At 69.1% G+C, this 14,544-nt stretch carries 11 protein-coding genes; all 11 read right to left on the bottom strand.

The genetic code is table 11. The features are described from left to right. Positions 1 to 12 precede the first annotated feature (12 nt). Positions 13 to 1,668: an NADH-quinone oxidoreductase subunit NuoN gene (gene nuoN / locus ACZ4SA_RS17100; RefSeq protein ID WP_468274954.1), complete on the bottom strand. Its 1,656-nt coding sequence runs from the start codon at positions 1,666 to 1,668 to the stop codon at positions 13 to 15. Continuing rightward, positions 1,665 to 3,236: an NADH-quinone oxidoreductase subunit M gene (locus tag ACZ4SA_RS17095; RefSeq protein ID WP_468274952.1), complete on the bottom strand. Its 1,572-nt coding sequence runs from the start codon at positions 3,234 to 3,236 to the stop codon at positions 1,665 to 1,667. Before ACZ4SA_RS17095 ends, nuoN begins: the two co-directional genes overlap by 4 nt. Position 3,237: 1 nt before the next feature. Then, complete coding sequence (gene nuoL / locus ACZ4SA_RS17090) at positions 3,238 to 5,181, bottom strand: NADH-quinone oxidoreductase subunit L (RefSeq protein WP_468274950.1); 1,944 nt, start codon at positions 5,179 to 5,181, stop codon at positions 3,238 to 3,240. A 15-nt stretch (positions 5,182 to 5,196) separates the two neighbouring features. Next, positions 5,197 to 5,496: an NADH-quinone oxidoreductase subunit NuoK gene (gene nuoK, locus ACZ4SA_RS17085; protein ID WP_468274949.1), complete on the bottom strand. Its 300-nt coding sequence runs from the start codon at positions 5,494 to 5,496 to the stop codon at positions 5,197 to 5,199. Then, complete coding sequence (locus tag ACZ4SA_RS17080; RefSeq protein ID WP_468274947.1) at positions 5,493 to 6,332, bottom strand: NADH-quinone oxidoreductase subunit J; 840 nt, start codon at positions 6,330 to 6,332, stop codon at positions 5,493 to 5,495. Before ACZ4SA_RS17080 ends, nuoK begins: the two co-directional genes overlap by 4 nt. Then, positions 6,329 to 6,991, bottom strand: a complete 663-nt coding sequence (gene nuoI / locus ACZ4SA_RS17075) for an NADH-quinone oxidoreductase subunit NuoI (RefSeq protein WP_468274945.1) — start codon at positions 6,989 to 6,991, stop codon at positions 6,329 to 6,331. Before nuoI ends, ACZ4SA_RS17080 begins: the two co-directional genes overlap by 4 nt. Then, positions 6,954 to 8,351, bottom strand: coding sequence for an NADH-quinone oxidoreductase subunit NuoH (gene nuoH, locus ACZ4SA_RS17070; RefSeq protein WP_468274943.1), 1,398 nt, complete (start codon positions 8,349 to 8,351; stop codon positions 6,954 to 6,956). The genes nuoI and nuoH overlap by 38 nt, the downstream gene beginning before the upstream one ends. 124 nt (positions 8,352 to 8,475) lie before the next feature. Continuing rightward, on the bottom strand, positions 8,476 to 10,974 hold the full coding sequence (locus tag ACZ4SA_RS17065) for an NADH-quinone oxidoreductase subunit G (protein WP_468274942.1): 2,499 nt from the start codon (positions 10,972 to 10,974) through the stop codon (positions 8,476 to 8,478). Continuing rightward, entirely contained in the window at positions 10,971 to 12,347 is a 1,377-nt protein-coding gene (gene nuoF / locus ACZ4SA_RS17060; protein WP_468274940.1) for an NADH-quinone oxidoreductase subunit NuoF, read from the bottom strand. Before nuoF ends, ACZ4SA_RS17065 begins: the two co-directional genes overlap by 4 nt. Further along, positions 12,347 to 13,159, bottom strand: coding sequence for an NADH-quinone oxidoreductase subunit NuoE (gene nuoE / locus ACZ4SA_RS17055; RefSeq protein ID WP_468275133.1), 813 nt, complete (start codon positions 13,157 to 13,159; stop codon positions 12,347 to 12,349). Before nuoE ends, nuoF begins: the two co-directional genes overlap by 1 nt. A 17-nt stretch (positions 13,160 to 13,176) precedes the next feature. Further along, positions 13,177 to 14,487, bottom strand: a complete 1,311-nt coding sequence (locus ACZ4SA_RS17050) for an NADH-quinone oxidoreductase subunit D (protein ID WP_468275131.1) — start codon at positions 14,485 to 14,487, stop codon at positions 13,177 to 13,179. Between the last annotated feature and the right edge of the window lie 57 nt (positions 14,488 to 14,544).

Genomic DNA, 14,544 nt, shown 5'->3' with positions numbered 1-14,544 from the left:
CCTGCGGGCCGCTCAGCGCACGAACACGCTCGCCTGGCCCGCCAGATCCAGGAAGTACTGCGGTGCGAGGCCCAGGACCAGCGTGACGGCAACGCCGACGCCGATCGTCGTCACCGTCAGCGGCGACGGCACGGCGACCGTCGGGCCCTCCGGTTTCGGCTCGCTGAAGAACATCAGCACGATGACCCGGATGTAGAAGAACGCGGCGATCGCCGAGGAGATCACACCGACCACGACCAGGGCGCCCGCGCCTCCCTCGGCCGCCGCCGTGAAGACCGCGAACTTTCCGGCGAATCCCGAGGTGAGCGGGATACCGGCGAAGGCCAGCAGGAACACCGCGAACACCGCCGCCACCAGCGGCGAACGCCGCCCGAGGCCCGCCCACTTGGACAGGTGCGTCGCCTCGCCGCCCGCGTCGCGCACCAGCGTGACGACTGCGAACGCGCCGATCGTCACGAACGAGTACGCCAACAGGTAGAAGAGGACGGACGAGATGCCGTCGGGCGTCATCGCGATCACACCGGCGAGGATGAAGCCGGCGTGCGCGATGGAGGAGTAGGCCAGCAGGCGCTTGATGTCGGTCTGTGTGATGGCGACGATCGCACCGCCCAGCATGGTGACGATGGCGACCGCCCACATGACCGGCCGCCAGTCCCACGCGAGGCCTGGCAGCACCACGTACAGCAGCCGCAGCAGCGCGCCGAACGCGGCGACCTTGGTGGCCGCGGCCATGAAGCCGGTCACCGGGGTCGGCGCGCCCTGGTAGACGTCCGGCGTCCACATGTGGAACGGCACCGCGCCGACCTTGAACAGCAGACCCATGAGGATCATCGCGCCGCCGATCAGCAGCAGCGCGTCGTTGCCCATGGTGTCGGCCAGCGCCGGGTCGATGGTGCGCACGCTGCCCTCGACGACCTCGGCGATCCGCGCGTACGACACCGAGCCCGCGTAGCCGTAGACGAGGGCGATGCCGAACAGCAGGAAGGCCGAGGAGAACGCGCCGAGCAGGAAGTACTTCACCGCGGCCTCCTGCGACATCAGCCGCTTGCGACGGGCCACGGCGCACAGGAGGTACAGCGGGAGCGAGAAGACTTCAAGGGCGATGAACAGCGTCAGCAGGTCGTTGGCGGCCGGGAAGACCAGCATCCCGGCGATGGCGAAGAGCGCGAGCGGGAACACCTCCGTGGTGGTGAACCCGGCCTTGACCGCGGCCTTTTCGTGCTCGCTGCCGGGGACGGCGGCGGCCTCCGCGGCGAACGAGTCGATGCGGTTGCCGTGGGCCGCAGGGTCGAGCCGGCGCTCGGCGAAGGTGAAGATCGCCACCAGCGAGGCCAGCAGGATGGTGCCCTGCAGGAACAGCGCGGGTCCGTCGACGGCGATGGCACCCATCGCGGCGATGTGCGCCTTGGCGGCGGCGTATCCACCCGCGGCGAGCCCGACGACCGCCGCGAAGGCGGCAGCGAGCGCGACGACGGTGAGGAACACCTGGGTGTAGTAGCGGGCCCTGCGGGGGACGAAGGCCTCCACGAGGATGCCCAGGACGGCCGCGCCGACGACGATCAACGTCGGCGCCAGCTGGGCGTACTCGATGTGGGGCGCGGGGATCCTGCCGAGCGGCTGGGCCTCCGCGGCCGTTGTCCACAGGCTGTGGACAGCTGTAGGGCTCACTTGGCTGCCTCCACCTCGGGCCGGGGGTCCTTCTTCTGTACGTCGGACATCGTGTGCTCCACGGCCGGGTTGACGATCTCGGTCAGCGGCTTCGGGAACACGCCGAGGAAGATCAGCAGGGCGATCAGCGGTGCGACGACCGCCAGTTCACGCGCCTTGAGGTCCGGCATCGCCCGCACCTCGAGCTTCACCGGACCGGTCATGGTCCGCTGGTAGAGCACGAGGGTGTAAAGAGCGGCGAGCACGATGCCGAGGGTCGCGACAATGCCCGCAACCGGATACGCGGCGAACGTGCCGACGAGGACCAGGAATTCACTGACGAAGGGCGCGAGTCCCGGCAGTGAGAGGGTGGCGAGCGAGCCGATCAGGAATGTGCCCGCCAGCACCGGGGCGACCTTCTGCACACCGCCGTAGTCGGCGATGAGCCGCGAGCCACGCCGCGAGATCAGGAAGCCTGCCACCAGCATCAGCGCCGCCGTGGACAGCCCGTGGTTGACCATGTAGAGCGTCGCACCGGACTGGCTCTGGCTCGTCATCGCGAAGATGCCCAGGATGATGAAGCCGAAGTGCGAGATCGACGCGTACGCGATCAGGCGCTTGATGTCCCGCTGGCCGACCGCCAGCAGCGCACCGTAGACGATGCTGATCAGTGCCAGCACCAGGATGACCGGCGTGGCCCACTTGGACGCCTCCGGGAAGAGCTGGAGGCAGAAGCGCAGCATCGCGAAGGTGCCGACCTTGTCGACGACCGCCGTGATCAGCACGGCGACCGGGGCGGTGGCCTCGCCCATCGCATTGGGCAGCCAGGTGTGCAGCGGCCACAGCGGCGCCTTCACAGCGAAGGCGAAGAAGAAGCCGAGGAACAGCAGCCGCTCGGTGGTGGTCGCCATCTCCAGGGAGCCGGACGCCCGCGCCTCCGTGATCTCGGAGAGCGAGAAGCTGCCCGCGACCACATACAGCCCGATGACCGCGGCCAGCATGATCAGGCCACCGACGAGGTTGTAGAGCAGGAACTTCACGGCAGCGTAGGAGCGCTGGGCCGCGGCGTTCTCGTCCGTACCGGCGTGCGCCCGGTCGCCGAAGCCGCCGATGAGGAAGTACATCGGGATGAGCATGGCTTCGAACAGGATGTAGAAGAGGAAGACGTCGGTGGCCTCGAAGGAGAGGATCACCATCGCCTCGACCATCAGGATCAGGGCGAAGAAGCCCTGGGTCGGCCGCCACCTCGACGACTTCGTCTCGAGGGGGTCGGCGTCGTGCCAGCCGGCCAGGATCACGAACGGGATCAGCAGCGCGGTCAGCGCGATCAGCGCGACCCCGATGCCGTCCACGCCCAGTTCGTACCGGACGCCGAAGTCGGCGATCCAGGCGTGCGATTCGGTGAGCTGGTAGCGGTCGCCGCCAGGTTCGAACCGTACGAACACGGTCGCGGCGAGCACGAGGGTGGCCAGCGAGAAGAGCAGCGCCAGCCACTTGGCGGCCGTGCGGCGCGCGGCGGGCACCGCGGCGGTCGCGATGGCGCCGACCGCGGGCAGCACCGCCGTTGCCGTCAGAATCGGGAAGGACATGTCAGACCGCCCTCATCAGCAGGGTCGCGGCGACCAGGATCGCCGTACCGCCGAACATCGAGACCGCGTAACTGCGGGCGTAGCCGTTCTGCAGCTTGCGCAGCCGGCCGGAGAGCCCGCCGAACGAGGCGGCCGTACCGTTGACCACTCCGTCGACCAGGGAGTGGTCGACGTAGACCAGGGACCGGGTGAGGTGCTCGCCACCGCGGACCAGGACCACATGGTTGAAGTCGTCCTGGAGGAGATCGCGGCGGGCGGCCCGGGTGAGCAGCGAGCCGCGCGGCGCGGTGACCGGAACCGGCCGGCGTCCGTACATCACATAGGCGATCGCGGCGCCGATCAGCAGCACGACCATGGTCGCGGTCGTGATGGCGGGCACGCTGATCACCGGGTGCGGGTGCTCGAACTCGGTGACCGGGGCCAGCCAGTTGGCGAACCGGTCGCCGATCGAGAAGAAGGCTCCCGCGAAGACCGACCCGAAGGCGAGCACGATCATGGGAATCGTCATCGACTTGGGCGACTCGTGCGGGTGCGGCATCGCGCCGGGGGTCACCTCGACGCCCGGTTCGACATCCCCGTCCTTGTCCGGGTCGGGCGCCGGCTGCCAGCGCTTGTCGCCGAAGAAGGTCAGGATCATCACGCGCGTCATGTAGAAGGCGGTGATGCCCGCACCGAGCAGCGCAACGCCGCCGAAGATCCAGCCGCGGATGCCGTCGTCGTAGGCGAACGCCGCCTCGATGATCTTGTCCTTGGACCAGAAGCCGGACAGGCCCGGGAAGCCGATGATCGCCAGATAGCCGAGGCCGAAGGTGACGAAGGTGATCGGCATGTACTTCCGCAGACCCCCGTACTTCCTCATGTCGACCTCGTCGTTCATGCCGTGCATGACCGAACCGGCGCCGAGGAAGAGCCCGGCCTTGAAGAAGCCGTGCGTCACCAGGTGCATGATCGCGAAGGCGTATCCGATCGGGCCGAGACCGGCCGCGAGGATCATGTAGCCGATCTGCGACATCGTCGAACCGGCCAGTGCCTTCTTGATGTCGTCCTTCGCGCAACCGACGATCGCACCGAAGAGGAGCGTGACCGCGCCGACGATGACCACCGCGAGCTGTGCGTCCGGAGCGGCGTTGAAGATCGCGCCGGAACGGACGATCAGATAGACGCCCGCGGTCACCATGGTGGCCGCGTGGATGAGGGCGGAGACCGGGGTCGGACCCTCCATCGCGTCACCGAGCCAGGACTGCAGCGGCACCTGGGCCGACTTGCCGCACGCGGCGAGCAGCAGCATCAGGCCGATCGCCGTCAGCATGCCCTCGGACGTCTCGCCGGTCGACTCCAGCACCGGCCCGAAGGCGAAGGTCCCGAACGTGGTGAACATCAGCATGATCGCGATCGACAGACCCATGTCGCCGACGCGGTTGACGAGGAACGCCTTCTTCGCCGCCGTCGCCGCGCTGGGCTTGTGCTGCCAGAAGCCGATGAGCAGGTACGAGGCGAGACCGACGCCTTCCCACCCGACGTACAGCAGCAGGTAGTTGTCGGCGAGGACCAGCAGGAGCATCGCCGCGAGGAAGAGGTTGAGGTAGCCGAAGAAGCGGCGGCGCCGCTCGTCGTGCTCCATGTAGCCGATCGAGTAGATGTGGATCAGCGTGCCCACACCGGTGATCAGCAGGACGAAGGTCATCGACAGCTGGTCGAGCTGGAAGGCTACGTCCGCCTGGAACCCTTCGACGGGGATCCAGCTGAACAGCTTCTGGTCCAGGGCGCGGTCCTCTGCACCCTTGCCGAGCATGTTCGTGAACAGCACGACGCCGACGACGAAGGAAGCGGCCGCGAGCAGGGTGCCCAGCCAGTGACCGGTCCGGTCGAGGCGGCGTCCGCCGCACAGCAGGACCGCCGCTCCGAGCAGAGGCGCCGCGACGAGCAGCGCAATCAGGTTCTCCACGATTCTTCCGACCCCTTACAGCTTCATCAGGCTGGCGTCGTCGACCGAGGCCGAGTGGCGGGAACGGAACAGCGACACGATGATCGCGAGCCCGACCACGACCTCGGCGGCGGCGACGACCATCGTGAAGAACGCGATGATCTGGCCATCGAGATTGCCGTGCATCCGGGAGAAGGCGACAAGCACGAGGTTGCAGGCGTTGAGCATCAGCTCGACGCACATGAAGACCACGATCGCGTTCCGCCGGATCAGCACGCCCACCGCGCCGATGGAGAACAACAGGGCGGCGAGATACAGGTAGTTGACCGGATTCACCGCTTGGCCTCCTGTCCGTCCCGGTCGTGCTCGTCCTTGTCACGGCCGAGGCGCTCCTCGGAGCGCTGCTCCAGCGCCTTGAGGTCGTTCAGCGCATCGGTCGACACATCGCGGATCTGACCGCGGTCCCGCAGTGTCTTGCTGACGGTCAGCTGGGACGGGGTGCCGTCGGGCAGCAGACCGGCGATGTCCACGGCGTTGTGCCGGGCGTAGACACCGGGCGCGGGCAGCGGCGGCAGGTGCTTCCCCTCCCGTACGCGCTGCTCCGATAGTTCGCGCTGGGTCCTGGCGCGCTCGGTGCGCTCCCGGTGGGTGAGCACCATCGCACCGACGGCAGCGGTGATCAGCAGCGCGCCGGTGATCTCGAAGGCGAAGACGTACTTGGTGAAGATGAGTGCGGCGAGGCCTTCGACGTTCCCGCCATGGGCGGAGTTGGCGGCGCCCAGTCCGTTGAAGTTCTTCAACGAGGCGTTGCCGATGCCGGCGATCATCAGGATGCCGAAGCCGAGTCCGCATGCCGCCGCCAGCCAGCGCTGGCCCTTCAATGTCTCCTTGAGGGAGTCGGCGGCCGTGACACCGACCAGCATCACGACGAAGAGGAACAGCATCATGATCGCGCCGGTGTAGACGACGATCTGGACCACACCGAGGAAGTACGCGCCGTTGGCCAGGTAGAACACCGCGAGGGTGATCATGGTCCCGGCCAGGCACAGCGCGCTGTGCACGGCCCGCTTCATCAGGATCGTGCCCAGCGCCCCGATGACCGCGACGGTGCCGAGTACCCAGAACTGGACGGCCTCGCCGGTGGAGGTGACGGTGGCTGCGAGCGTGCTCATGCGCCGATCACCTTCTTCGACGCGGGCTCGTCCTCACCGAAGGTCGACTCCCCCTCCTGGGCCTCCTGGTCCTTGGAGGCGGCCGCCTGCTGGACGGTGCCGGGCGCGGCCTCCGTGACCAGGCCCCGGTAGTAGTCCTGCTCGTCCATTCCGGGGTAGATCGCGTGCGGCGAGTCGACCATGCCCTCTTCCAGACCGGCGAGCAGCTGCTCCTTGGTGAAGATGAGGTTGGCCCGGCTGGTGTCGGCGAGCTCGAACTCGTTGGTCATGGTGAGCGCGCGGGTCGGGCACGCCTCGATGCACAGTCCGCAGAAGATGCAGCGGGCGTAGTTGATCTGGTAGACGCGGCCGTAGCGCTCGCCCGGGGAGTAGCGCTCCTCGTCGGTGTTGTCCGCGCCCTCCACATAGATCGCGTCCGCCGGGCAGGCCCAGGCGCACAGCTCGCACCCGACGCACTTCTCGAGCCCGTCCGGATGGCGGTTGAGCTGGTGCCGGCCGTGGAAGCGCGGCGCCGTGACCTTCTGCTGCTCCGGATACTGCTCGGTCAGCCGCTTCTTGAACATGGCCTTGAAGGTCACGCCGAAGCCGGCAACCGGATTCAGGAACTTGCTCTCGGATTCCTCAGACACCGTCAGCCTCCTTTCCGTCCCGAGGACCATCACTGTCAGTATTGGGCCCACCACTGACAATCAGTTCGCGCTCCTGGCGAGAGGGCCTGCGCGGCACCGGCGGCAACTCCTGTCCGGGCAGCGGCGGTACGGGGAAGCCGCCCGCCATCGGATCGAAGGCGGTGGGCGGCGGTTGGGCGGCCCGCTCGGCCTTCTCCTTCCTGCCCCGGAAGGTGTCCGCCACGAAGGAGAGCAGCAGCACCGCGATCACCGCGCCGCCCACGTACAGCACGATCTGCTGGAAGTCGTAGTTCTCGTTCCGCAGCGCGCGCACGGTCGCCACCAGCATCAGCCAGACGACGGAGACCGGGATCAGGACCTTCCAGCCGAGCTTCATCAGCTGGTCGTAGCGCACGCGGGGCAGCGTGCCGCGCAGCCAGATGAAGAAGAACAGCAGCAACTGGACCTTGAGGACGAACCAGAGCATCGGCCACCAGCCGTGGTTCGCGCCCTCCCACAAGGTGGAGACCGGGTACGGCACCCGCCAGCCGCCCAGGAAGAGGGTGACCGAGACGGCGGCGACGGTGACCATGTTGACGTACTCGGCCAGCATGAACATCGCGAACTTGATGGAGCTGTACTCGGTGTTGAACCCGCCGACGAGGTCGCCCTCGGACTCCGGCATGTCGAGCGGCGCCCGGTTGGTCTCACCGACCATCGTGACGACGTAGATGATGAAGGAGACCGGCAGCAGGACGACGAACCAGCGGTCCGCCTGCGCGTCCACGATCGCCGATGTCGACATCGATCCGGCGTAGAGGAAGACGGAGGCGAACGCGGCGCCCATCGCGATCTCGTAGGAGATCATCTGCGCGCAGGCGCGCAATCCGCCGAGCAGCGGATACGTGGACCCGGACGACCAGCCCGCGAGCACGATGCCGTAGATGCCGACCGAGGCGACCGCGAGGATGTAGAGCATCGCGATCGGCAGGTCGGTCAGCTGCATCGTGGTGCGCTGACCGAAGATCGAGATCTCGTTCCCGGCCGGGCCGAACGGGATGACGGCGATCGCCATGAAGGCCGGGATCGCCGCGACGATCGGCGCGAGGACGTAGACGACCTTGTCCGCCCGCTTGACGATCACGTCTTCCTTCAGCATCAGCTTGATGCCGTCGGCGAGCGACTGCAGCAGACCCCACGGGCCGTGCCGGTTGGGGCCGATGCGCAGCTGCATCCAGGCGACGACCTTGCGCTCCCACACGATGGAGAACAGCACGGTCACCATCAGGAACGCGAAGCAGAACACGGCCTTGATGACGACGAGCCACCACGGGTCGCGTCCGAACATCGACAGGTCCTCCAGCGCGAGGACGCTGCGCTGTGCTTCGGCGACATGAGCCAGGGTGGTCATGCGCGCACCTCCGATGCGGGGGTGGCCGGGGCTGCGCCCGGCAGGCCGGCAAGGGTCGGGGACCCGCTCGGCCGCGCGGCGCCGCGCGTGCGGGCGGCTGCCGGCCGGCGGGTGTCGCGGGCGGTCATGACCGCACCTCCGGTGCCGCCGGAGCGGCCTCGGTCACGGCCGCGATACGGACGAGCTCGCCCGGGCGGGCGCCCGTGTCGGAGGTCACGCCGCCGCCCACGGAGTTCATCGGCAGCCAGACCACCCGGTCGGCCATCTCGCTCACCTGGAGCGGCAACCGGACGGTTCCGGACGGTCCGGCGATCTCCAGCTCGTCGCCGTCCTTGACGCCCGTCTCCGCCGCGGTGGCCGCGGAGAGCCGCGCCACGGCGGCGTGCCGCGTGCCGGCCAGTGCCTCGTCGCCCTGCTGCAGCAGGCCCTGGTCGAGCAGCAGCCGGTGGCCTGCAAGGACCGCCTCGCCCGCGCCGGGCCGGGGCAGCGGCTTCGCGCTCTCCAGCGGCTCGGTGGCCCGGGGGCCGTCCCAGCTGCCGAGCCGGTCCATCTCGGCGCGTACGGACTTGAGGTCCGGCAGGCCGAACGGCACGTCGAGCGTGTCGGCGAGCATGTGCAGCACCCGCGCGTCCGCCGGTGCGAGGCGGCGGGTCATGTGCTCGGGCTTCAGCGCCGCCCCGAACATCCGGACCCGGCCCTCCCAGTTGAGGAAGGTGCCGGGCTTCTCCGCGACGGCCGCGACCGGGAAGACGACGTCCGCGCGTTCGGTGACCTCGCTGGGCCGCAGTTCGAGCGAGACCAGGAAGCCGACGGCGTCGAGCGCCTCACGTGCTCGCGCCGGGTCCGGCAGGTCGGCGACCTCGACGCCCGCGACGAGCAGCGCACCCAGTTCACCGGTGGCCGCGGCCTCGACGATCTGGCCGGTGTCGCGGCCGTAGCGGTGCGGGAGTTCGCGTACCCGCCAGACCTCCGCGGTCTCCTCACGTGCCCGCGGGTCGGTGGCCGGCCGGCCACCGGGCAGCAGCGAGGGCAGCGCGCCCGCCTCCACGGCGCCGCGCTCACCGGCACGGCGCGGAATCCACACCAGCTGCGCACCGGTCGCGGTCGCGGTGCGTACGGCGGCGGTGAGACCGCCGGGCACGGCCGCGAGCCGCTCGCCGATCACGATCACCGCGCCCTCCGCGCGCAGCCCCTCGGCCGCGGCCGCGCCGTCGCCGTCGAGGCCGGTGCGGGAGGCGAGTGCGTCCAGCCACTCGGTCTCGGTGCCGGGCGCGGCGGGCAGCAGGGTGCCGCCCGCCTTCTCGAGGCCGCGGGTGGCGTGTGTGGCGAGGGAGAAGGTGCGCTGCCCGTGCTTGCGGTGGGCCTTGCGCAGCCGCAGGAAGACGCCGGGGGCCTCCTCCTCCGACTCGAAGCCGGCGAGCAGCACCGCGGGAGCCTTCTCCAGCGCGGTGTACGTGACTCCGGTGCCGGACAGGTCCTTGCCCCGGCCTGCGACCCGGGCGGCCAGGAAGTCGGCTTCCTCCGCGGAGTGCACGCGGGCACGGAAGTCGATGTCGTTGGTGTCGAGGGCGACCCGGGCGAACTTGGCGTACGCGTAGGCGTCCTCGACGGTCAGCCGGCCGCCGGTCAGGACACCGGTGCGGCTCCTGACCAGACCGCGGGCCGCGGCCTCCAGCGCCTCCGGCCAGCTCGCCGGCTCGAGCACACCCTGCTCACTGCGGACCAGCGGTGTCGTGAGGCGGTCGCGCTGCTGGGCGTAGCGGAAGCCGAAGCGTCCCTTGTCGCAGATCCACTCCTCGTTGACCTCGGGGTCCTCGGCGGCCAGCCGCCGCATGACCTTGCCGCGGCGGTGGTCTGTGCGGGTGGCGCAGCCGCCCGCGCAGTGCTCGCACACGCTCGGCGAGGAGACCAGGTCGAACGGGCGGGAACGGAAGCGGTACGCGGCCGAGGTGAGCGCGCCGACCGGGCAGATCTGGATGGTGTTGCCGGAGAAGTACGACTCGAAGGGGTCGCCCTCGCCGGTGCCGACCTGCTGCAGCGCACCGCGCTCCAGCAGCTCGATCATCGGGTCGCCCGCGACCTGGTTGGAGAACCGGGTGCAGCGTGCGCACAGCACGCAGCGTTCACGGTCGAGCAGCACCTGCGTCGAGATCGGCACCGGCTTCTCGAAGGTGCGCTTCTTCCCCTCGAAGCGTGAGTCGGCCTGACCGTGCGAGACGGCCTGGTTCTGCAGCGGGCACTCGCCGCCCTTGTCGCAGACGGGGCAGTCCAGCGGATGGTTGATCAGCAGCAGCTCCATCACGCCCTTCTGCGCCTTCTCGGCGACGGGCGAGGTGAGTTGCGACCTGACGACCATGCCGTCGGTGCAGGTGATGGTGCAGGACGCCATCGGCTTGCGCTGCCCCTCGACCTCGACGATGCACTGGCGGCAGGCGCCGGCGGGGTCGAGGAGCGGATGGTCGCAGAAGCGCGGGATCTCGATGCCGAGCTGCTCGGCGGCCCGGATGACCAGCGTCCCCTTGGGGACGGAGATCCCGACGCCGTCGATCGTCAGCGAGACGAGGTCCTCGGGCGGCTGGGCGGCCGCCCCGCTCCCGGAGGGAGCGCCAGTGGTGACCGTCATGCGTTCACCTCCATGTGCTTGTCCGCCCAGGCCGTCGACCTGGCCGGGTCGAAGGGGCAGCCGCCGCCGGTGATGTGCTGTTCGTACTCGTCGCGGAAGTATGTGAGCGAGGAGAAGATCGGCGATGCGGCACCGTCGCCGAGGGCGCAGAAGGACTTGCCGTTGATGTTGTCGGCGATGTCGTTCAGCTTGTCGAGGTCGGACATGAGCCCCTTGCCCTCCTCGATGTCGCGGAGCAACTGGACGAGCCAGTACGTGCCTTCGCGGCACGGTGTGCACTTGCCGCAGGACTCGTGCGCGTAGAACTCGGTCCAGCGGGTGACGGCCCGCACCACGCAGGTGGTCTCGTCGAAGCACTGCAGCGCCTTGGTGCCGAGCATCGACCCGGCCGCGCCCACGCCTTCGTAGTCCAGCGGGACGTCGAGGTGCTCGTCGGTGAACATCGGGGTCGAGGAGCCGCCCGGTGTCCAGAACTTGAGCCGGTGGCCCGGCCGCATGCCGCCGCTCATGTCGAGCAGCTGGCGCAGCGTGATGCCGAGCGGCGCCTCGTACTGGCCGGGGCTCGCGACATGGCCGGAGAGCGAGTAGAGCGTGAAGCCCGGGGACTTCTCGCTACCCATCGACTTGAACCAGCCCTTGCCCTTGTTCAGGATCGCGGGAACGGAGGCGATGGACTCGACGTTGTTCACCACAGTGGGGCACGCGTACAGACCGGCGACCGCGGGGAAGGGGGGCCTGAGCCGGGGCTGACCGCGGCGTCCCTCCAAGGAGTCCAGCAGTGCGGTCTCCTCACCGCAGATGTACGCGCCCGCGCCCGCGTGCACGGTGACGTCGAGGTCGAGTCCGCTGCCGAGGATGTCCTTGCCGAGGAAGCCCGCTTCGTAGGCTTCGCGCACGGCCTCGTGCAGGCGCCGCAGCACGGGGACGACTTCACCGCGCAGGTAGATGAAGGCGTGGTTGGAGCGGATCGCGTAGCAGGCGATCACGATGCCCTCGATGAGGGAGTGCGGGTTCGCGAAGAGGAGCGGGATGTCCTTGCAGGTCCCGGGCTCCGACTCGTCGGCGTTGACCACGAGGTAGTGGGGCTTGCCGTCGCCCTGCGGGATGAACTGCCACTTCATCCCGGTGGGGAAGCCCGCGCCGCCGCGGCCGCGCAGGCCCGAGTCCTTCACATAGGCGATCAGATCGTCGGGCGACATGGCGAGCGCCTTGCGCAGACCCTCGTAGCCGTCGTGCCTGCGGTAGGTCGCGAGCGTCCACGACTCCGGTTCGTCCCAGAAGGCGGAGAGTACGGGAGCGAGCAGCTTCTCCGGGCCCGTCCCTCCCCCGGCCTCCGGCCGGGAGCCGCCGCCGTACTCGGTGGACAAGGTCATCACTCCCCCTCCTCGGCCACAGGTCCGGCCGGGTTCTCCGGGTCGGACGCCGAAGTCTTCTGCGGTGCGTCGTGCGAGCTGAGGTGCTCGGCGCCGGGCTGGGGACGGTCCTCGGGAGCCTCGCCGCGCGGATGGACCACGCGCGCGGGGGCGGCCTCGCCCTTGGCGAGCCTGAGTCCGATCAGCGAGGCGGGGCCGGCGCCGCCGGTGGCCTCGACGGCACCGGCACGCTCGTCGGGGAAGCCGGCCAGGATGCGGGCCGTCTCCTTGTACGAGCACAGCGGTGCGCCGCGGGTGGGAGCAACCTGTTGCCCGGCCCGCAGGTCGTCGACGAGCTGCTTCGCCGACTCGGGCGTCTGGTTGTCGAAGAACTCCCAGTTGACCATCACCACGGGCGCGAAGTCGCAGGCCGCGTTGCACTCGATGTGCTCGAGCGTGACCTTGCCGTCCTCGGTGGTCTCGTTGTTGCCGACGCCGAGGTGCTCCTTGAGCTCCTCGAAGATCGCGTCGCCGCCCATGACCGCGCACAGCGTGTTGGTGCAGACACCGACCTGGTACTCACCGGACGGCTTGCGCCGGTACATCGTGTAGAAGGTGGTGACGGCGGTGACCTCGGCCGTGGTGAGGCCGAGCATGTCCGCGCAGAACCGCATGCCCGTACGGGAGACGTAGCCCTCCTGCGACTGCACGAGGTGCAGCAGCGGCAGCAGGGCGGACCGGCTGTCGGGGTAGCGGGCGATGATCTCCTTGGCGTCCGCCTCGAGCCCGGCGCGCACCTCGGCCGGATAGTCGGGTGCGGGAAGCTGAGGCATCCCCAAGCTGACGTCGGTCATCGGTCGACGCCTCCCATCACGGGGTCGATGGACGCGACGGCGACGATGACGTCGGCGACCTGGCCGCCCTCGCACATCGCCGCCATGGACTGCAGGTTGGTGAACGACGGGTCGCGGAAGTGGACCCGGAAGGGGCGGGTGCCGCCGTCGGAGACGACGTGGACGCCGAGTTCGCCCTTGGGTGACTCGACCGCGGCGTAGGTCTGCCCGGCCGGCACCCGGAAGCCCTCGGTGACCAGCTTGAAGTGGTGGATCAGAGCCTCCATGGAGGTGCCCATGATCTTCTTGATGTGGTCCAGGGAGTTGCCGAGACCGTCGGCACCGAGGGCGAGCTGAGCGGGCCAGGCGATCTTCTTGTCGGCGACCATCACCGGTCCCGGCTCGAGCCGGTCCAGGCACTGCTCGACGATCCGCAGCGACTGGCGCATCTCCTCGAGGCGGACGAGGAACCTGCCGTAGGAGTCGCAGGTGTCGGTGGTCGGGACGTCGAAGTCGTACGTCTCGTAGCCGCAGTACGGGTCGGTCTTGCGCAGGTCGTGGGCGAGGCCCGTGGAGCGCAGGATCGGTCCGGTCGCGCCGAGCGCCATGCAGCCGCTCAGGTCCAGGTACCCGACGTCCTGCATACGGGCCTTGAAGATCGGGTTGCCGGTGGCGAGCTTGTCGTACTCCGGCAGGTTCTTCCTCATGGTCTTCACGAACTCGCGGAGCTGGTCCATCGTGCCGGGCGGCAGGTCCTGGGCGAGGCCGCCGGGCCTGATGTACGCGTGGTTCATGCGCAGGCCGGTGATCAGCTCGTAGATGTCGAGAATCAGTTCACGATCACGGAACCCGTAGATCATGATCGTCGTGGCGCCGAGCTCCATGCCGCCGGTGGCGATGCACACGAGGTGCGACGAGAGCCGGTTGAGCTCCATCAGCAGGACACGGATGATCGTCGCCCGGTCCGGGATCTGGTCCTCGATGCCGAGCAGCCGCTCCACGCCCAGGCAGTACGCCGTCTCGTTGAAGAACGGCGTCAGGTAATCCATGCGCGTGACGAAGGTGGTGCCCTGCGTCCAGGTCCGGTATTCGAGGTTCTTCTCGATGCCCGTGTGGAGGTAGCCGATGCCGCAGCGGGCCTCGGTGACGGTCTCGCCGTCGATCTCGAGGATCAGGCGGAGCACGCCGTGCGTGGAGGGGTGCTGCGGACCCATGTTGACGACGATGCGCTGGTCGTCGGCCTTGGCCGCGGACTGGACGACCTCGTCCCAGTCGCCGCCGGTGACCGTGTAGACGGTCCCCTCGGTGGTCTCTCGCGGGGAACTCAGCGTCCCGGAGGGACCCGATGAGGGGCGGTCATCGGGAGACGGGCGGGAGCTTGCAGG

It is taken from the genome of Streptomyces sp. NPDC027962 (assembly GCF_055566095.1).
This window is presented reverse-complemented; position numbering and strand designations above follow the sequence as displayed.